The 18,246-nt window shown below is 63.8% G+C and carries 12 protein-coding genes, 1 tRNA gene and 3 pseudogenes; 11 read left to right on the plus strand and 5 right to left on the minus strand.

Annotation, left to right across the window (positions count from 1 at the left end; translation table 11 throughout):
• Positions 1-45 precede the first annotated feature (45 nt).
• From LRS12_RS00615 to LRS12_RS00630, 4 genes are all read right to left on the minus strand, one after another.
• Entirely contained in the window at positions 46-201 is a 156-nt protein-coding gene (locus LRS12_RS00615; RefSeq protein WP_257842824.1) for a hypothetical protein, read from the minus strand.
• Positions 185-1,318 carry an endo-1,4-beta-xylanase gene (locus tag LRS12_RS00620; RefSeq protein WP_374580001.1) on the minus strand — a complete coding sequence of 378 codons (1,134 nt, stop codon included), beginning with the start codon at positions 1,316-1,318 and terminating at the stop codon, positions 185-187. The genes LRS12_RS00615 and LRS12_RS00620 overlap by 17 nt, the downstream gene beginning before the upstream one ends.
• A gap of 34 nt (positions 1,319-1,352) precedes the next feature.
• On the minus strand, positions 1,353-4,013 hold the full coding sequence (locus LRS12_RS00625; protein WP_257842826.1) for a TonB-dependent receptor: 2,661 nt from the start codon (positions 4,011-4,013) through the stop codon (positions 1,353-1,355).
• 171 nt (positions 4,014-4,184) lie between these two features.
• Complete coding sequence (locus LRS12_RS00630) at positions 4,185-5,081, minus strand: family 43 glycosylhydrolase (RefSeq protein WP_374580003.1); 897 nt, start codon at positions 5,079-5,081, stop codon at positions 4,185-4,187.
• Positions 5,082-5,491: 410 nt separating this feature from the next.
• Here LRS12_RS00630 and LRS12_RS00635 point away from each other — a divergent pair.
• From LRS12_RS00635 to LRS12_RS00670, 8 genes and pseudogenes are all read left to right on the plus strand, one after another.
• Positions 5,492-5,680: pseudogene (locus tag LRS12_RS00635) on the plus strand (sulfatase-like hydrolase/transferase); the annotation flags it as partial.
• A 44-nt stretch (positions 5,681-5,724) separates the two neighbouring features.
• Entirely contained in the window at positions 5,725-6,900 is a 1,176-nt protein-coding gene (locus LRS12_RS00640) for a sulfatase-like hydrolase/transferase (protein WP_257842827.1), read from the plus strand.
• A 92-nt stretch (positions 6,901-6,992) separates the two neighbouring features.
• A complete protein-coding gene (locus tag LRS12_RS00645; RefSeq protein WP_374580006.1) occupies positions 6,993-8,588 on the plus strand; it encodes a sulfatase in 1,596 nt (531 codons plus the stop codon).
• A gap of 22 nt (positions 8,589-8,610) precedes the next feature.
• Positions 8,611-9,732 (plus strand): hypothetical protein, encoded by a 1,122-nt coding sequence (locus LRS12_RS00650; RefSeq protein ID WP_257842829.1) that lies wholly within the window; start codon positions 8,611-8,613, stop codon positions 9,730-9,732.
• Positions 9,733-9,947: 215 nt separating this feature from the next.
• A pseudogene (locus LRS12_RS00655) lies at positions 9,948-10,601 on the plus strand (family 43 glycosylhydrolase); the annotation flags it as partial.
• A 214-nt stretch (positions 10,602-10,815) separates the two neighbouring features.
• A complete protein-coding gene (locus LRS12_RS00660) occupies positions 10,816-11,631 on the plus strand; it encodes a family 43 glycosylhydrolase (protein WP_257842830.1) in 816 nt (271 codons plus the stop codon).
• Between the two features lie 158 nt (positions 11,632-11,789).
• Positions 11,790-12,101: pseudogene (locus LRS12_RS00665) on the plus strand (sulfatase-like hydrolase/transferase); the annotation flags it as partial.
• Between the two features lie 247 nt (positions 12,102-12,348).
• Positions 12,349-13,059, plus strand: a complete 711-nt coding sequence (locus LRS12_RS00670; RefSeq protein ID WP_257845398.1) for a sulfatase — start codon at positions 12,349-12,351, stop codon at positions 13,057-13,059.
• Positions 13,060-13,265: 206 nt separating this feature from the next.
• Here LRS12_RS00670 and LRS12_RS00675 read toward each other — a convergent pair whose 3' ends face one another.
• The gene (locus LRS12_RS00675; protein WP_257842832.1) at positions 13,266-14,099 is read right to left on the minus strand and encodes a hypothetical protein; all 834 of its coding nucleotides are present in this window, start codon (positions 14,097-14,099) and stop codon (positions 13,266-13,268) included.
• 708 nt (positions 14,100-14,807) lie between these two features.
• Here LRS12_RS00675 and LRS12_RS00680 point away from each other — a divergent pair.
• From LRS12_RS00680 to LRS12_RS00690, 3 genes are all read left to right on the plus strand, one after another.
• Positions 14,808-14,881 (plus strand) — tRNA-Gly (locus LRS12_RS00680).
• Positions 14,882-15,195: 314 nt separating this feature from the next.
• Complete coding sequence (locus tag LRS12_RS00685) at positions 15,196-16,026, plus strand: DUF1080 domain-containing protein (protein ID WP_257842833.1); 831 nt, start codon at positions 15,196-15,198, stop codon at positions 16,024-16,026.
• Positions 16,027-16,161: 135 nt separating this feature from the next.
• On the plus strand, positions 16,162-18,231 hold the full coding sequence (locus LRS12_RS00690) for an amidohydrolase family protein (protein WP_257842834.1): 2,070 nt from the start codon (positions 16,162-16,164) through the stop codon (positions 18,229-18,231).
• Positions 18,232-18,246: the final 15 nt, after the last annotated feature.

Genomic DNA, 18,246 nt, shown 5'->3' on the forward strand with positions numbered 1-18,246 from the left:
TGGGAAAGCGGGCACGAACAGACGACTCCGGAAACCGTGGGACGTTCAGCAGATATCGCCCATCAACTCGCGCGCGCAAATCGCTTCGAACCGCCGCTGTTCACGTGCCTCGGTCGCAGCGACGCGCAACCGCGCCTGTGCCGGAGCACAGGCGCGCGTGACGCCCGGCTCCGGCATGCGACGGTCAGCGACGCGGGCCATTCGCCTCAGTCGTCAGTCGCTTGATCAGGTCGACCTCGGCCTGGCGATAAGGTTTCCCGTCCGAGCGCAGGACTTCGTGGAACCAGATCGTAGGCTGCTCGTAGGTGTAAGGCTTTTTCCAGCTGTCCCACGGCATCCGCGTCTGCGACTTGCCGTCGACAAAACCCCAGTTGATCATCGCAAGATTGTATTTCTTGCCCAGCGGAAGCGACCCGTCGAAGGTCGATCCATTGCCGCGCGCCATATATTCGGTGACGAGCACCGGGCGGCCATAGCTCAGCATCTGCTTCGCACGCTTCTCGAACGTCTCGGGCCAGCTGTAATCATGGAAGCTGTTGACGTCGGACTGGGTCACTTGGATCTTCTCGACCGCGTCGAGCTTGTCCATCTGATCCCAATTCTGTCCGATCCACAGTCCGCTGGTCAGCGGCTGCGATGGATTGGCGCTGCGCGCCCATTCGAACACCGGACCAAGCAGGCCGGCGACCAGCTGCTTCTTCTGGGGCGTCGGCTTGTAGGAACCGCCACCGCCGCCCTCATTGTTGGGCTCGTTCCACACGTCCCAGACGGCGATGCGCTTGTCGTTCGCGAAATGGCCGACAATGTCCTTCACATAGGCTTCGAGCTCGCCATAGCGGCTCTTGTCCGCCAGCCGCGCCGCGCCCGGCGCCTGCATCCAGCCCGAATTATGCACGCCGGGGATTGGCGGGCGTTGCGGGCCGGAGACGGGGTTGGGATCCCAGCAGCTGTCGAACAGCACGAACATGATGCGGATCTTGTGTTTGTCCGCGATCTGCAGGAACGTTTCCATGCGCTGCTTGAGACCTTTGGCGTCCTCTTCCCACAGCATGTTGTGGAGATAGACGCGCATGATGTTCATGCCCATCGCCGACGCCCAGCCCAGTTCCTCGTCGATCTCCTTCGGGTTGAAGGTCGCCGCCTGCCACATCTCGAACTGGTTGATCGCGCTGCGGTTATTGTAGTTGGCGCCGACCATCCAAGGCTGTTTGGCGTACCAAGCGTTGGCCTGTTCCTTGGTCCACATGTCGCGCGCGTCGGCGGGCAGCGCGGCGCTCATCGCGAACCCGGCGGCGGCGATCATCAGCAGGTGTTTCATCATCATATTCCCGGATTGAATGCGGTCGAAAGGATCAGAAGCGGAAGCGGACGCCGACGCGATAGACGCTTTCGAGGAAGCGGGTCTGCCAGTCATAGGATTGGCCGAGCGCGTTGAACTGTCGCGAATTGCTCACCGCCGCGCCCAGCAGGTTGGTCGCATTGAAGGTCAGGGTGATATTCTCGATCGGGCTCAGCGTCGCCGCGAAATCGAGCGTACCCCGCCCGCGTTCGATGACCGGCAGCGCCGGACCCAATACGCCGGCACCCAGCGCGGGATCGACGACCTGGCCATAGTTGACCACGAAGTCCGAGCGGTAATTGTACGACAGCCGCGTCGAGACCCAGCGGTTCTCATAGAAGCCCGACAGGTTCGCGACATGCTTGGACAGGCCCGCGATCCGCTGCTGGCCCGGAAGCGTCGCAGCCAGACCCGGCGCGAGCTCCGACGTGCCGTCGACATAGGTATAGTTCACCAGCGCGCCGAAATTGCCGAGCCAGTCGGGCAGCCAGGGCGCGCGGAAGAAGGTGCGTGCCGCGGCCTCGACGCCGTTGATGCGACCTGCACCGCCATTTTCCGGACGGTTGATCCGCAGGCGACCGAACTCCGCATCCGCGATATCGGTCGTGAAGTTGTTGACGAAACCCTGCAACTCCTTGCGGAATACGCCAACGGTAACCGATCCGCTGCGCGTGAAATAATATTCAAGCGAGGCGTCGAAATTGGTCGACTGGATCGGCTTCAGGTCGGGATTGCCGCCCGACGCAGAGCGGATGCAGTCGGGGTTGTTCGGACCGCTATCGGGCACGGTGGGATCGACGATACAGATCGGCGGCGGCGTGTTGATCGTCAGTGACGGATTGAGCTGTCCAAAGCCCGGACGCGTCCGCGTCATCGTGAAGGCAAGGCGCAACTGAAGGTTGCGATCGAGCCGGACCCGCGCGCTGACATTGGGCAGATAATCGTCATAGCGGCTGAACCGCGTGATCGGCGTGACGGTGGTAACGGCACCCGCACCGGTACCCGTGGTCGAGCGGGCAAAGCCGTTGATCGTATCCTCGGTACGCGTCGCGCGCAGGCCGATCAGGCCGTCGATCGGCACGCCGACATCGATATCGTAGCGCGCCTGGACATAGGCGGTGTACGTCTTTTCGTTGCTGACATAGTTCGGGTCGCCCAGCGGCGGACGACCGGTCGGCTGGCCCGCCGCTGTACGGAGCCAGTCCGCATTTTCCGCGACACTCTCGCGCGTCGGGACGAGGAAGGTGCGCAGCGAGTTCACATCGTCGCCGCGAAAGCCCGGATTGGCGCTTTCATAAGCCAGGGGCAGCAGCGAGAAGAGCCGCCCCGCCGGCGCGGTTCCGACACGGGTGTAGTTATAGTTGTCGGCGTTGCGATCCGCAAAGCGGATACCGGCCTGAAGGTTGGTCAACCCCCAGCGATCGAAGCGGTAGTCGAAGTCGAGGCGAGCCTGAATCGCATCGCCATGCCCACGGTTTCCGGTCTCGTTGATCTGCGTCCAGCGAAACATTGCCGGGTTGAACTGGTCATAGTTGATCAGCGTGACCGTGCCGCCGCCGACACCCTGATCGGTGTCGAAATCGAAATGGCGCACCGGCTGGGTCTGGCTGGTATAGTTGAAGACATAATTGTGATTGTTGAACGTCGAGTCGGTGTAGGCGACATCGCCGGTGATCCGCATCGGGCCGCGCTTCCAGATGAAGCCGGCGCCGCCCTGATAGGTGTCGGTCCACTGGTTGTTCGACACCTGGCCGCCGACGATCTGGCCGCCCGCTGACGCATCCATGCTGCGAATGAGGTTCGTACCGGGGAACAGCACGATATTGCTCAGAACCGCGAGATCACCCGAGTTGACCTGGAAGTTGCGGCCGCCGCCATTGGACCGATAGCCCTGATAAAGCCCGTCGAGATAGATTTCGAGGTCGGGGCTGGGTCGCCACTGGAACGCGGCGGCGGCGTTGGGCCGCCAGCGATTGGCCGTCGTATAGTCGATGTTGATGAACGAGGGGTACCGCAATGCGGTGCCGACATAGCCCGGGATATTGGAGCGGTTGAGGATCGTCTGGCTGACGTTCCGCGCCGAATCCTGGAACTTGATGTCGGCATAGGACCCCTCGACCAGGAAGCCCATGTCGCCGATGCCTGTCGACCAGCGCGTGCTGAGCAGCAGGTTCGCCTCGACGCCCGTCTTTTGCGACTGGTGCCAGTGCAGGCCGGTGACCGCTCCGACGACCCGACTTCCCTTGAAGTCGAGCGGCTTGCGCGACCGCACGTCAATCAGGCCGGCAAGACCCGGCTCGAGCAGATTGGCGCTCGCCGCCTTGTACACGTCGATCCGTGCGACCGAGTTGGACGGGAAGTCCTGCAACTGGACGTAGCGCCCTTCGGCGGTGAAAACCTCGCGTCCGTTATAGGTTGTCGACAGGTCGGGAAGGCCACGCACGCGAACCCCCTGCGCGGTGCCGCCGTTGCGCTCGACCTGCACACCGGTAATGCGCGCAAGAGATTCGGAAGCGGTCACGTCGGGCAGGCGTCCGATATCCTCGGCGACGATCAGAATCCACGATCTCGTCCGCCTCCTGCTTGATCGCCTGAGCCGTTTCCAGGCTCTGGCGGATCGCCGTAACGACGACCTCGTCGGAGTTGCCCTCCGGCGCGACTGCCGTCTGGTCATCCTGCGCACGGGCGATGGCGGGCACCGCCAATGCCAGCACCGACGCAGTCCCGATCAGCATACGGAAATTGCGGTTGATCACGTAACCTCCCCCTTGAATATTCTTAATTGGCTCGAGCCCATCCTATTGCGTCTTAATTATCATATCAATAGGTGAATTGCAATTTTAGGCTAGTTCGCGGGCGCTGCGGACGGCTTGCGCAGGCGAGTTCCCGCAGCGGCGGGCGGCGCGAAAACCGGGACACCCTTGCGCCATTCGACGCGCGAGATGTGCGGCGCGCGACGTTGGGTGCAGCCCATGCCGGGTCCGGGATTGGCGTGATAGATGATCCATTGCTCGCCCCCGTCAGGCGAGCGGAAGAAGCCGTTATGCCCGGTCGCGAAGACGCCGTTGGCGCTGGTCAGCACCGGAAGCGGGTGCTTGGTCCAGCTTGCAGGCGCAAGCAAATCCGCCCCCCGCCCCGCTTCGAGCAGGCCCAGTGCATAGTCGTCGGACCAGCAGGCCCCCGCCGAGTAGGTGAGGAAAATGCGGCCGTCGGGTCCTTCCAGAAATTCCGGCCCCTCCAGAATGCGGCGCCCGCCGCGATCTTCCCAAGGCTTGTCCGGTACAGCGATCACCGCTTCCTCGCCCGCGATCGTCCAGGGATTCGCCAGTCGGGCGATCGCGATGCCACTGCCTTTTGCGAGATAGGGCGAATAGGCGAACCACAGCGTGCCGCGATGCTGGAAGACGGTGCCGTCGATCCCCGGCCGCGCAGTATTGACCCGCCCCCGGTCGGTCCATTCGCCCCGCATCGGATCGGCGGATGCGTTCTCCAGCACGAACACGCCGCGATTCCGGTCGTCCCGGGAACCCGCTGCGGTCGCGGTATAATAGATATACCATTTGCCGTTCATGCGGTGCAGCTCGGGCGCCCAAATCGAATGTGCGTTGAGGCCGGTGGCGGGCGGCGTCCAGACGGTCTTCTGCTCGGCATTTGCCAGATCGGCGATATCGCGCGTCCGCCACAACGCGATCCGCTTCCCGAGCGTGTGGGTATAATAATAGACGCCGTCATGGGAGGTCACCCAGGGATCGGGACCGGAGGAGAGGAGCGGATTGGCGAAGGTCGCGTCGGATCCATCCGCGCGCGGGGATGACCTCGCGGAATCCACGCATCCCGCCAGAGCGGCACAGGCGGCCAGCAGAATGAAGCCGCGCTTCGCCTTCGTCAGAAAAAATCTGCGCCATCATGCCCTCCCGATTGCGCGCCTTTTAAGTCAGATAAATATCATATAACAAGGTGCATGATCGGATGAAGTGAGGAGAGGGCGTTGCAGGGAAGTGTCACCCGTCGCGAGTTGCTGCTCGCAGGAGCGGCGACACTCGCCGTGCCATCGGCCAGCGCGGCCCGGACCGGACGCAAGCCCAATATCATCGTCATCTATGCCGACGACCTCGGCATTGGCGACCTCAGCTGTTATGGCGCGACGCGCTTCTGCACCCGCATCTCGACGCGCTCGCCGCGCGCGGAGTCCGCTTCAGATCGGGCTATGCCACCTCCGCCACCTGCACGCCGTCGCGCTATGCACTGCTCACCGGCGACTATCCGTGGCGGGCATCGGGAACCCAGATTCTGCCGGGCGACGCGCCCGCCATCATCCGCCCGGGCCGATTCACATTGCCCGCGATGCTGAAAAAGGCGGGCTATGCCACCGGCGTGGTCGGCAAATGGCATCTGGGCCTGGGCGACGGCAAGGTCGACTGGAATGGCGAGATCGCCCCGGGCCGCTCGATATCGGCTTCGACTATGGCTTCTACATGCCCGCGACGCTGGACCGCGTGCCGACGGTGCTGATCGAGAACAGGCGCGTCGTCGGGCTCGACCCCGCCGATCCGATCCGCGTCGATTACAAGGCGAAGATCGGCGACGAACCCACCGGCTTCGACAGCCCCCGACTGCTGAAGTTTCGCGGCGATCCCGAACATTCGAACACGATCCACAACGGCATCGGCCGCATCGGTTACATGGCGGGCGGCAAGGCGGCGCGCTGGGTCGATGAAGAGCTGACCGACGTGCTGCTCGGCAAGGCGGTCGATTTCATCACCGCGCGCAAGGACGACCCCTTCTTCCTCTATTTCGCGATGAACGAGCCGCACGTCCCGCGCGCGCCCCACCCGCGCTTCGTCGGCAAGTCGGGCCGGGGGCCGCGTGGCGACACGATCATCCAGCTCGACTGGACGGTGGGCGAACTGGGCCGCAAGCTCGAGGCACTGGGCATCGCCGACGACACGATGATCGTCTTCAGCAGCGACAATGGTCCGATCCTGTTCGACGGCTATGAGGATCGCGCGGTGTCGCTAAACGGCGCGCACCGGATGTCGGGCCACTATCGCAGCGGCAAGTACAGCATCTTCGAAGGCGGCACGCGCGTGCCGATGATCGTGAGCTGGCCGGGCAAGGCGCGCGCCGGGCATGTGTCGCAGGCGATGGTCAGCCATGTCGACCTGATCGCGTCGATCGCCGGACTGGTCGGACAGTCGCTCCCGCGCGATCAGGCGGTGGACAGCCTAAACCTCCTCCCCGTTCTGCTCGGTCGCAGCGATCTGGGACGCGACCATGTCGTGCAGGATACCAAGCTGATGGTCACCACCGGCACCACCGTCGCGAGCAGCGGCGCGCGCATCCTCGCACTGCGCCAGGGAGAGTGGAAGTTCATCCGCGCCAGCGTCGAACCCCATGAGTTTCACGGCAACCAGATCGGCACGCTGCCGCGTCACCAGCTCTACAATCTCGCGCGCGATCCAGGCGAGCGGGAAGATCTGGCGGCGCGGGAGCCGAAGCGGGTCGCGCGGATGGCCGCGATGCTCGACCAGATCGAGAGCGCGGGTCGCAGCCGACCCTGACGAAACGGGTTGTCGCGTTGGGAGGCAATCAGGGCTTGCCTTCTTCGCCATGAATTATATGATTTATAAGAAATAGAGTGAGAGGGTTCGGAATGCGCGTGTCCGGGATTACCAGCCGTATCATCATGTTGATGGCGGCGACCGCGATCGCCGGTTGCACACAGACGACCGCTACAGGTTCCGCCGCTCAAGGCGCTACCCCCGCTCGGGCGGCGCCGACAATCGGGAAGCGTCCGAACGTTCTGCTGATCCTGGTCGACGATCTCAAGCCCAGCCTGCGGTCTTTCGGCGACACGCACGCGATCAGCCCCAATATCGACCGGCTGGCGGCGCGCGGCACACGGTTCGAGCGCGCCTATGCCAATCAGGCGGTGTGCGCGCCCAGCCGCATCAATCTGATGACCGGGCGCCGCTCGACATCGACCGGCATCTATAATTTCGGCCAGAATCTGCGCGACTATATGCCCGATGCGGTCACACTGCCCCAGGCATTCATGCGCGCCGGCTATCGTGCCGAAAGCTATGGCAAGGTGTTCCATATCGGGCATGGCACCAAGGGCGACGATGTCAGCTGGTCGGCCCCGCCGGTGAAGGACCATGTCATCGAATATGTCGATCCCGAGAATGCGGGCAAGTCGACGCGAGAGGAAGCGCTGTTCAACGAGATCACCGTTCCGGAGGACGCCGATATCTTCAAATTCGCGGCGGCGCTGTCCCGCGGTGCAGCGTGGGAAGATCCCGATGTCGCCGACGACGCCTATGCCGATGGCCGCATCGCCGCGCGCGCGTCGCAGCGGCTGGCGGAGCTGAAGACCGGCGACCAGCCCTTCTTCCTCGCGGTCGGCTTCGCCCGCCCGCACCTGCCCTTCTCGGTCCCCAAGCGCTATTGGGACATGTACGACCCGGCAAAGCTGCCCATGCCCGATTTCGAGCAGCTTCCAGAGGGGGCACCCGCCTTTGCCGGCAAGATGGGCGGCGAGATCGCCGCCTACACACCGGTCCCCGAAGGACAGGTTCCGGGCAAGCAATTCTCCGATGCGCTCAAGCGCAAGCTGATCCACGGCTATTATGCCGGGGTCAGCTATGTCGATGTGCAGATCGGCAAGGTGCTGGATGCGCTGGAGCGCGAGGGCCTGGCCGACAACACGATCGTCGTGCTGTGGGGCGATCACGGCTATCATTTGGGCGACCACGGGATCTGGACCAAGCACACCAACTACGAACAGGCGGTCCACCTGCCGATCATCTTTGCAGGCCCGGGCACCGGCAAGCCGGGCAGCGCGCCGCGCCAGCTGGCGGAAACGGTGGACATCTATCCGACCCTCGCGCGCCTGGCCGGTGTGCGCCTTGCGCCGGAGACGCAACCGATCGACGGGGCCGATCTGACCCCGGTGCTGCGCGATCCGGCAAAGCGGGTGCGGCCCTATGCCTATCATGCCTTCAACCGTCCCGGTCGGATCGGTCAGGCGATCCGCACCGACCGCTATCGCCTGATCCGCTGGACCCAGGAAGCGAGCGGACAGCGCGTCTATGAACTCTACGACATGGTGGGCGACCCGGGCGAAACGAAGAACATAGCCGATGCCCAGCCCAAGCTGCGCGCTCAGCTCGACGCGATGCTCGACGCCCAGCCCAAACCGGTGTCGGTCAACCTCAAGGCCCAGCGCGAGGCAGCGGCGCGCAACTAGAAATACGAACAGGGAGAGAGTCATGCGACTGATATTCGCGGCCGCCGCCGCACTGATCGGCCTGTCCGGCCCGGCGCTGGCGCAGGGCGCTCTCGGCGCCAATTACAATGAGCATTATGAGGATGTCGATTATCGCGAGCTGGACCAGGCCGGCGCGAAATGGGTCCGTATCTTCCTCCCCATGCGCCAGCTCGACGGCAAGCCGGCGATCGAACATGGCGCGGTCAGGACGATCCTCGAGGCCAAGGCCAAGGGGTACAAGACGATCCTGACCTTCAAATATCACTATAACCGCGTCCCCTTTCCCAAGGCGGGGGGCGATGAATATGCGCGCCAGATCGCGCGGACCGACGCGGTGCTGCCGCTGGTGATGGGCAAGGTCGACATTCTGATGATCGGCAACGAGCCGTTTATCGAAAGCCGCAAGCAGGACTGGAACCCCAACTTCAACGCCTTTTACGAAGGGCTGGCGCAGCGCGTCATCGACTATCGCAAGCAGCATTGCGCCACCAACTGTCCGACGCGGCTCTATATGGGCGCGCTCAACCAGCTGCCCAACCCGGAATGGCGCAACGCCACGACCGAACGCTGGATGGCGTTCGTCAAGGCGACGCCGGAACTGGACGGCGTCACCATCCACCCGCACATCAACGGCATCGAAAAGTCGAAGATCTTCCTCGATTACATCCTGCCGCGCATGCGCCCGGAGCAGACATTCATCGTCACCGAATTCTCGCTGATCTGGTGGTGGCAGGAGAATATGGAAAAGCCGGTCGCCTCCGCCTTTGCCGACAAATACGGCGCCCCACGCACCGCCCAGAACTGGCAGATCGTGCAGGCGGCGCTCGAAACGCCCTTCCCCAAGGCGCAATGGGACGATTTCCTGAAGATGAGCCCGTGGTTCGAGGGGCGGAAACATTATCTGCGCAACCAGATGAAGCTGTTCCGCGACACCGGCCGCCTTGCCGTCGCGACCTATGGCTTCAAGCAGGGCAGTTCGATGAAGGCCGAATGGGGTCCGAAAAAGACTCCCTGGCTGATCAACAGCGTGTTCGCCCCCGCGACGATCCGCAAGAATGCCGATGGCACGTCCCAGCCCAACTATGCCTGGATCGATGACTTCCGGGCACTGCAGCAGAATTGAGAGCGATGAAGTACCCAGCCCTGTTCGTCGGCATCGCACTGGCCGCCCTCACCGCAGCACCCGTTTGCGCGCAGGTCCAGCCGCTCAAAAAGGCGGTTGCGGACGATATCTTCGCCGACCATCCCTCGATGGACCGCAACGCGACGGTAATGCCCGCCGCCGACGCGCAGCCAGTCGCGGCGATCTTTGCCGAGCGGCCGATCGGGGATGCGTCGATGGCGCGGCTGCCCGGCGGCGGCTGGGTGCTGACCGGCACGACGCTGCGCAACGCGCCGCGCCACGGGGTCGAGCTGTGGACATCCGCCGACGCGAAGAAATGGACTCGCGTCGGGACGGCGAAGATTTCGGGCAACGGGATCGCGACCGGCGACGTGTCGGAACGCTATCTTGCCCCGTCGGTGACGGTCGCGGGCGACGCACTCTACCTCGCTTTCTCCGACAAGACCGGCTGCGCGCGGATCGCGATCGGCAAGGCGGCGACGCCGGGTGGCGCATTTGCAGCATCGCCGTGCCTGGTCGAGGATGCGAGCGACGTGTCGCTGTTCGTCGATACCGACGGGAAGGGCTATCTGATCTGGGGCGGCGGCATGATCGCGCGGCTCGCGCCCGGTTTCCAGAAGCTTGCCGAAGCGCCGCGCTTCCTCAAGCCCGACCAGAAGCTGTTCGCCAAGCATCCGCCCGTCGGAAAGGACTGGCCGGTCCGCACCCGTGTCGGCACGCGCGGCGCGACGATGGCGCGCGACGGTGACAAATATGTCCTGGCCGCGAGCGAGACCACGGGGCGGATGCGCACTGCGACCGAGGATCTGTTCGTCGCCGAGGCGCCCACCCCCTATGGCCCGTTCACGATGCGCGCGCTCGCCGTGCCGCATGCCGGCCGCGGATCGCTGGTGCGCACCGACGACGGCAAGCTCGCGGCGGTCTATAACCCCAAAGTGCGACGACAGCTTCGCCCTGTTCTGCGAACAGGTCGGCCTCGCCCCACTCGAACGTGCGCCCGACGGGCGGCTGCGTCAGGCCGCGTCGGTGATCACCGAGGACAGCGCCGTTGCGGCGCGCAAGCCGCTGGTGACGACGGAATCGATGCGCGATCCATCGGTCACGCTGGGCGGCGACGGCTATTATTATCTCGTCGGGACGCTGGACGGCTATGGCTATCACCGCCCCGAGGGTGGGGTGAAGCTGTGGCGCTCAAAGGATCTCGAGAAGTGGGACGAGGTCGGCTTCGTCTGGAAGTGGGAAGGGATGGGCTATGATTTCGGCGGGAATATCGCCGAACTCTGGGCACCCGAAATCATGTGGTCGGCGCGCGACAAAACCTATTATCTTGCTTTCTCCGTCATGGAGCGCGGGGTCGGCGGCAAGACCTGGCTCTACCGGTCGACGAGCGGCAAGGCCGATGGGCCGTATGAGAACGTTACCAAGTCTTATTTCGTGAATGGCATCGACGGATTTCCATTCGAGGATGACGACGGCCTCTATTTCCTGTGGGGCGGCGGCAGCATCGGGAAACTGAACGCGAAGCGCGACGGGTTCGATGGGCCAGTGCGAACATTGGTCGATGCCGATGGCGATCATGTCGGGTACGAAGGCAACGGGTTGATCAAGGTCAACGGCGTCTACTTTCTCACGGGTGCGGAGTGGCATGGTCCACTGCGTACTCACGGTACGTACGACATGATGTACGGCACAGCGAAGACATTGTTCGGCCCGTACAGCCAGCGCCGCATGGGCGCGCCGCATGGCGGGCACGGCACGGCGTTCAGGGACAAGGAAGGCCGCTACTGGTACACGATGTTTGGCAACGACCCGACCGCGCCGTGGCGGATGCAGTTCGGGCTGGTGCCGATCGACATCGGCGACCCCGCATCGATCGGCGTGCCGCGGATCGCGAAATGAGCTGGGGGTATCTGCGCTGGCATCGCGCGTTCGGTATCGGCGCGGCGGGGCTGATCGCCGTCACCGGTGCACCGTCGAGCGCCTTGCCCGCCCCGGTTGGAGCCGCGGCTAAGCAGGCGGCGCGCCAGCCCAACATTCTTTTCATCCTGGTCGACGACATGGGCTATGGCGACCTGTCGATCACCGGCAACCGGCTTGTAGCGACGCCTAACATCGATGCGCTTGCCCGCGACGGCATGTTGATGACGCAATTCTACGACGCCGCGCCGATCTGCTCGCCATCGCGCGCCGGGTTCCTGACCGGACAGTTTCCGGCGCAAAACCGCTTCGTCACCTTCATCGCCGACCGCAAGCGCAACCGCGAGTTCGGGCAGGCCGACTGGCTCGATCCAAAACTACCCAACCTCGCGCGGTCGCTGAAGCAGGCGGGCTATGCCACCGCGCATATCGGCAAATGGCATTTGGGCGGCGGCCGGGACGTTGGCGATGCGCCGCTGCCAACTGCCTATGGCTTCGACGAAAGCTATGTTCAGTTCGAGGGGCTGGGGCCGCGCGTCCTGCCCAGCGATATCGCGAACAATTTGGCACAGCAGAGCGCAGCGCTGGGACAGGGGCCGATCGACTGGCTACCGCGCGCGCAGACCACCGGACGTTATGTCGATCGCGTGCTCGATTTCGTAGGCCGCAAGCGGGCGGCGCCATGTCGCCCAGCTGTGGCTGGACGATGTCCACACGCCCTGGCAGCCCAATGTCGCGCAGGCCGCTGCGGTGAAGGGCAAGGGCCGCGACGCGCGGGAGGACAAGTTCCTGGCGGTGCTGGTCGCGATGGACGCCGAAATCGGACGGCTGGTCGCCGGGCTGCGCGCCGCCGGCGAGCTGGACGACACGCTGATCGTGTTCACGTCGGACAATGGTCCGACCATTGGGGCCGATACGCCCGGATCGGCGGGTCCCTATCGCGGACGCAAGGCGAGTCTGTACGAAGGCGGCATCCGTCAGCCGCTGATCGTCCGCTGGCCCGGACAGGTGCGACCGGGCAGCCGCGACATGCGCAGTGTGGTGCAGGCGGTCGACCTTTATCCGACCCTCGCCAGCATCGCCGGCGCCGCCCGTCCCGTCGGTATGGACGGGATCGACGTCAGTGCGGCGTGGCGTGGCCGGGTGCTGACCAAGCGCCCCGACCTCTACACCCATATTGCCCGCCCCGCCGCCGAACGCGCGTTCGGCCCGCATTATTCGATTCGGTCCGGGCCGTGGAAGCTGTTGATGGATGCCGATGGGTCGGCGGTCGAACTCTATGATATCGCGCGCGATCCGCAGGAGAAGCACGACCGCACGGCCACCGCGCCGCAAGTGGCCGAGCGACTGAAGACGAAACTGTCGGCGTGGATCGGTCGGCTGCCGCCCCGCCCGACTGCCGCCAACTGATCCCGGCCTCCGACACACTGTGAGAGACGCACGCGATTGCGGCTATGTTTCAGTCCGCTTTTGCGGTCTGGAGCTCCAAAGCCGCCAGTCCGCTCACGGCCCATCAGCGGCCTGTCTGCTTTCGTCACGACCAGCCCGTCGACAACGCGCCTTAATGTCGGTCGTTCGCCGGTCCGTGCGCCATAGCTCCTGGCAATCTTAGAACCCTAAAGCGGAGCGAGAGCCTCACGGATTAACCTTATCCATTCCAACATGCCTTTGCTCTTTTGCGAACCAAGCAATGCAACATGTTGAAACTTAATTTTCCTGCTTACCTTTCGGATTCGATCTAGCTGGAAATCGGGCAAGGGCGGAGGGGAGGCCTGAGCTCTCTGTCGCAACGCTACCAGCTCTTGCTCAACCGCAGTTCCGTCAAGAACTTTGCCCTCGATCTCCACGCTCAAGCCTTGGCGAACCATCAAATTGCGTAGGTCAGCCGGATCCTCACCCGCACGAGAAATTGCGCGAGGTAACTTCCTCACCAGATGACTTGCTTTGCCACTGCGCTGGATCTCGTTGCCGACTTGGTGCGCGAAGTGCGCCACCTGCTCATTCCGCGCTTCTCTCCATTCGGTACGAAATTGTTCAAGAACCGCCCGATTGTCGCTGTACCAATCGCTCATCACCCGGCGCAAATCGGGATAGATGTCCTTCAACGATGATTTCCGGAGCGGCACATAGGCTACATTGTCTGGTTCAGAGGCCGAGAGAAAGGCGATGCCCGGGAGATCCTGTAGGGGAATACCCAAGAATCGTGCCACGTCGTAGCTCTCTTTCGACATGCGTTCGACAAGCTTCTCCGTAAGAGTCGGATCCTCACTCCAGCGGAGAGAATGGAAGCGCTCAAACTCATCCTCCAACCGGCCTCCCGGGCTCTCCGGGGGCGGCATGAAGAGCACCCCGATACACAAGTTTCCGTGCAGCAGACTGTCAAGATCGTGACCGTAGTGGACAACATCATCTAGGAAGGCGCGATCATATTCGGTGCCCAGGAAGAGCATGAGGAGACGCGTTTGCCTGAACGCGCCCCGCTCCCATATTCGTTCCAGAACCACGCTACCGGGATCGTAGCATATCATCATGGCAACAACTCCGACTGCAATCTGACGGTCGATCTGTCCTCAGAGTGATAGATCGTAGATTTCACGACAAGTACTGCGAAACCGCATTGTTTTATCATGTCTCGGCGGACGCGGCTCACCGGTCTTTCTGCTTCTTCCCGCTTGCCCACTCTTTTCGCTTGCGCCCACGATCCGCCGACTGGGGAGCGCGGGTAATGTCTGATTTGGTTAGTCTGCAGCATAAGGCGGTCAGGCAACTGACGGCCCCGAAACCGTCGCCATCACGAGGTAGCTCGATTGGTATGCGCATTTGCGTAAACAGGGGTTGCGCCTCTCGACCGAGATGTGGATCCGGGCCATCCGGCATCGGAGCCAGAAATGAGCCAGATCGGAAACGAGAGGCAGCTCAGGCATTGGGATTGCGGGTATAGCACAATGGCAGTGCAGCAGCTTTCCAAGCTGTCCCGCGGAAAAGCCCCTCAAGCTCTCATGAGCTACCGCACCTTAGGTGTCCGACCATTCGCGCCGCGCCGTTCGGAATTGCTAAAGCGCTTGCCAACTGCCCGTCCGCCGTGGATAGAGATCCCTGAGGACGCGGAGCCAAAAAAGAGACAGAACCTAGACGAGACAAGGCTAAGCTACTGAAATGCGGGTGTAGCTCAATGGTAGAGCAGGAGCTTCCCAAGCTCACGACGAGGGTTCGATTCCCTTCACCCGCTCCAGGCCCGCTTCCCGATTGCGCAGTCCCTCTCCTCAACGGGTCATACAGACCCACGCGTCCGTTGCTGCCATCCGCGCAGCACCGCTATGAGGACGCCGCCATCCGATTGATATTTGGGTTTCGTTTTGGCGGCGGCGATGCGCTAGTCGGTATCGATCACTAGCGATTGAGGGGGACATCTTGGTGCGACCGAACGTCACAATCTTTGCGCTTGCCCTCGCATGTGGCGCGTGCGCTCGCACCTCAGAACCCGTCAGCACAGCCGATGCGACCTCGCTCGACGCGGCGCGCGCGGTGAGCGCGGGTCGCCCGGCCGTGCAGACACATTTGCGGTTGGCGGACGTGCCCAAACCCACCGGCCCGGCTCGCAGCCTGTTCAATGGCCGCGACCTCGACGACTGGGACAGCTGGCTTGGCTATTCCGATCCGGCGATCACCTATCGCGACACTCCCGGCATATCGCCGATTGGCACCAGCCGCGATCGGAGCGGCGACTTCGCCGTGCGCATGATCGATGGCGCGACTGCGATCTGGATCAAGGGTGAAACCTGGGGCAGCCTGGTCCATCGCGAAGATCTGCGCGACTATCATCTGCGCCTGGAGTTCAAATGGGGAGACAAGACCTACGCACCCCGCGAAACATTGCCGCAGAATAATGGCCTGCTCTACCATACGCACGGGGAACCGGGCGAGGTGTTCGGCACATGGTCGCCCTCGATGGAGTTCGAGATCATGCGCGGATCGACCGGAATGCTGGTCACCGTCGGCAGGAATGTTCGGGGTCGCACCACCGTCGGCCATGACGCCGGCCTGATCGCGCCGCATTTGCGTTTCCAGCTTGGCGGGCACGAGGTGGACATGATCAACGGCACCCCGACCTGGAATGTCGAAGCGGCGCGGGATGCGGAACGGCCCATCGGACAGTGGAACACACTCGACCTGTACGTGGTCGGCGACCGCGCAGTGCATGTAGTGAACGGGATTCCGGTGGCGCAGGTACGCGACATCGCCATAATTGCGCCCGACGGCTCACGCCGGCCGTTGACGCATGGCCGCATCCAGCTTCAGTCGGAAGGGGCCGAAACCTGGTTCCGCAACATCACGATCGAACCGATCGCCAGCATTCCGCGGATCGTCGCCGAGTAGCGACTTCGAAGAGCGGGAGGGCGCGCGTCGGTGCGAGCCAAATCAAGCTGACACTGAGCACCGCCAAAACCCCACCGCCTTGCGTCGAGCGCGCCATTCCTCCTACCAAATGTAATCACCTGCAGGGAGACGATGATGCGCATGATCCTGGTTGCGGCACTGCTGGCGACAACCGCTCCGGCGTTGGCGCATGGGCATCCCGATCCCGCTCCGGCGGCGCAATCCAAACCCGTTCCCAAGGAAGAATTGCTCAAACCGCCCGCCGATGCGGCCGAATATGTCGTCGTGTCCGAGGCTGGGCAGCATGGTAGCCAGTGGCGCTGGCAGTTGCCCGACGGTCGCACCGCCTATCGCTGGTCGCAGGAATTGCGCGGCTGGATCACCGAAATGGACCAGGTCACGACCTTCGCCAGGGACGGCAGCATCAGCGCGCTGACGGTGCGCGGCGTCACCATGTCCGGCGACGCGGCGGAGGAGTATCGCGTGGCGGGCGGCCGGGCGACCTGGAAGACCGCGACGGACGCAGGCGAGGCAGCGGCGGGCGGCTGGTATATCCCGGCGGGCGGGGTGGGGATCGCCTCCGCGCCGATCATCGACGCGCTCGCGGCGGCGGGCGATAAGGGCGTCGCGTTCTTGCCTGGCGGGCGTGGGCGCATGACGTTCGGCGGCACGCAGGTCATTCAGGGGCCGGGCGGACCCAAGACCGTGCAACTCGCCTTCGTGAGCGGAATCCTGCCCTCCCCTATCCCCGTCTGGCTGGACGACCAGAAGCGCTATTTCGCCGATATCGGCTTCATCTCGGTGATCCCGAAAGGCTATGAGGGCGCGCTCAAGCAGCTGCGCGATGCGCAGGACGCTGCGACGGCACAGGTCGTCACCACGATCGCCAAGCGCTTCCTCGATCCCGCCGCCAAGGCGCCGGTGCTGTTCGACAACGTCCGGTTGTTCGACGCCGACAAGGGCGTGTTTCTGGCGGACCGTGCGGTGCTGGCGCAGGATGGCAAGATCGCGGCGATCGGCGCGGCGGGATCGCTCAAGGCGCCCGCCGGCGCGCGGACGATCGACGGACGCGGCAAGACATTGGTGCCCGGCATCTGGGACAGCCACCTCCATATCGGCGACGACTGGAGCGTGCTGTCGAACATGGCGAACGGCATCACCAGCTTTCGCAGCCCCGGCACCAATTTCGACCGCGCGGTCGAGGCGACGCGGCGGCGCGGCGAAGGCACGCTGTTGATGGGCGAACCGTTCATTTCGGTCATCATCGACAAGAAGGACCCGCTGGCGGCGCAGGGCGCGGAGGTTGTCAGCAGCGTCGAGGAGACGATCGCGACCGTCCGCCGGATCAAGCAGGCCGGGCTGTGGGGCGTCAAATTCTATACCTCGATGAACCCGGCATGGATCGCGCCCGCAGCGGCCGAGGCGCACCGGCTGGGCCTGCATGTCCACGGCCATGTCCCGGCGACGATGAAGCCGAGCGAGGCGGTCGCGGCCGGCTATGACGAACTGACCCATCTCAATTTCGTGGTGATGGAGTCGATGCCCAAGGCGGTGATCGACAAGGCCAACACCCGTCAGCGAATGGAAGGGCCTGCGCGTTACTTCAAGGACGTCGATCTCGACGCGCCGCTGATGACGGGCTTCGTCGCCGACCTAGCGCGGCGCAAGACGGTGGTCGATCCGACGATCGTGATCTTCGAAGGGATGCTGACCCAGGACGGCGGCAAGCCGCACCCGGCCTACGCCCCGTATATGGGGATCATCTCACCAGTCATCGAACGCTCGGCCTTCACCAGCGGCGGCTATCCGCTGGTCGAGGGGCTGACGCGCGACGATTACCGCAAGAGCTATGCGAAGATGGTCGAGCTGGTCGGGCGATTGCACAAGGCCGGAGTGACCGTCGTCGCGGGCACCGATGGCTGGGGCATAGAACTTGTGCGCGAGCTGGAAATCTATCAGCAGGCCGGGTTCAGCGCGGCGGAGGCGCTGCAGAGCGCGACCATCGTCCCCGCGCGCGTGGTCGGTGCCGACAAGCGGACGGGATCGATCGCGGTCGGCAAGGAGGCCGACATGGTGCTGGTCGATGGAGACCCATCGACCGAACTGGGCGCACTGCGCCGCGTCGTCACGGTGGTCAGCGACGGCTATGTCATGGACGCCGCCGAACTGCGCAAGGCGGCGGGGTATAGCGGGATGCCGAAGTAAGCGCGGCGGGGGCGG

Source organism: Sphingomonas sp. J344 (assembly GCF_024700005.1).
Classification (GTDB): Bacteria; Pseudomonadota; Alphaproteobacteria; order Sphingomonadales; family Sphingomonadaceae; genus Sphingomonas.

Excerpts from the sequence above, each read along its gene's own strand:
- LRS12_RS00690 (WP_257842834.1), top strand. The coding sequence starts at position 16,162 with ATGCGCATGATCCTGGTTGCGGCACTGCTGGCGACAACCGCTCCGGCG.
- LRS12_RS00645 (WP_374580006.1), top strand. The coding sequence starts at position 6,993 with ATGCGCGTGTCCGGGATTACCAGCCGTATCATCATGTTGATGGCGGCG.
- LRS12_RS00660 (WP_257842830.1), top strand. The coding sequence starts at position 10,816 with ATGCGCGATCCATCGGTCACGCTGGGCGGCGACGGCTATTATTATCTC.
- LRS12_RS00640 (WP_257842827.1), top strand. The coding sequence starts at position 5,725 with ATGGCATCTGGGCCTGGGCGACGGCAAGGTCGACTGGAATGGCGAGAT.
- LRS12_RS00615 (WP_257842824.1), bottom strand. The coding sequence starts at position 201 with ATGGCCCGCGTCGCTGACCGTCGCATGCCGGAGCCGGGCGTCACGCGC.
- LRS12_RS00650 (WP_257842829.1), top strand. The coding sequence starts at position 8,611 with ATGCGACTGATATTCGCGGCCGCCGCCGCACTGATCGGCCTGTCCGGC.
- LRS12_RS00625 (WP_257842826.1), bottom strand. The coding sequence starts at position 4,013 with ATGACCAGACGGCAGTCGCGCCGGAGGGCAACTCCGACGAGGTCGTCG.
- LRS12_RS00675 (WP_257842832.1), bottom strand. The coding sequence starts at position 14,099 with ATGCTCTTCCTGGGCACCGAATATGATCGCGCCTTCCTAGATGATGTT.
- LRS12_RS00620 (WP_374580001.1), bottom strand. The coding sequence starts at position 1,318 with ATGAAACACCTGCTGATGATCGCCGCCGCCGGGTTCGCGATGAGCGCC.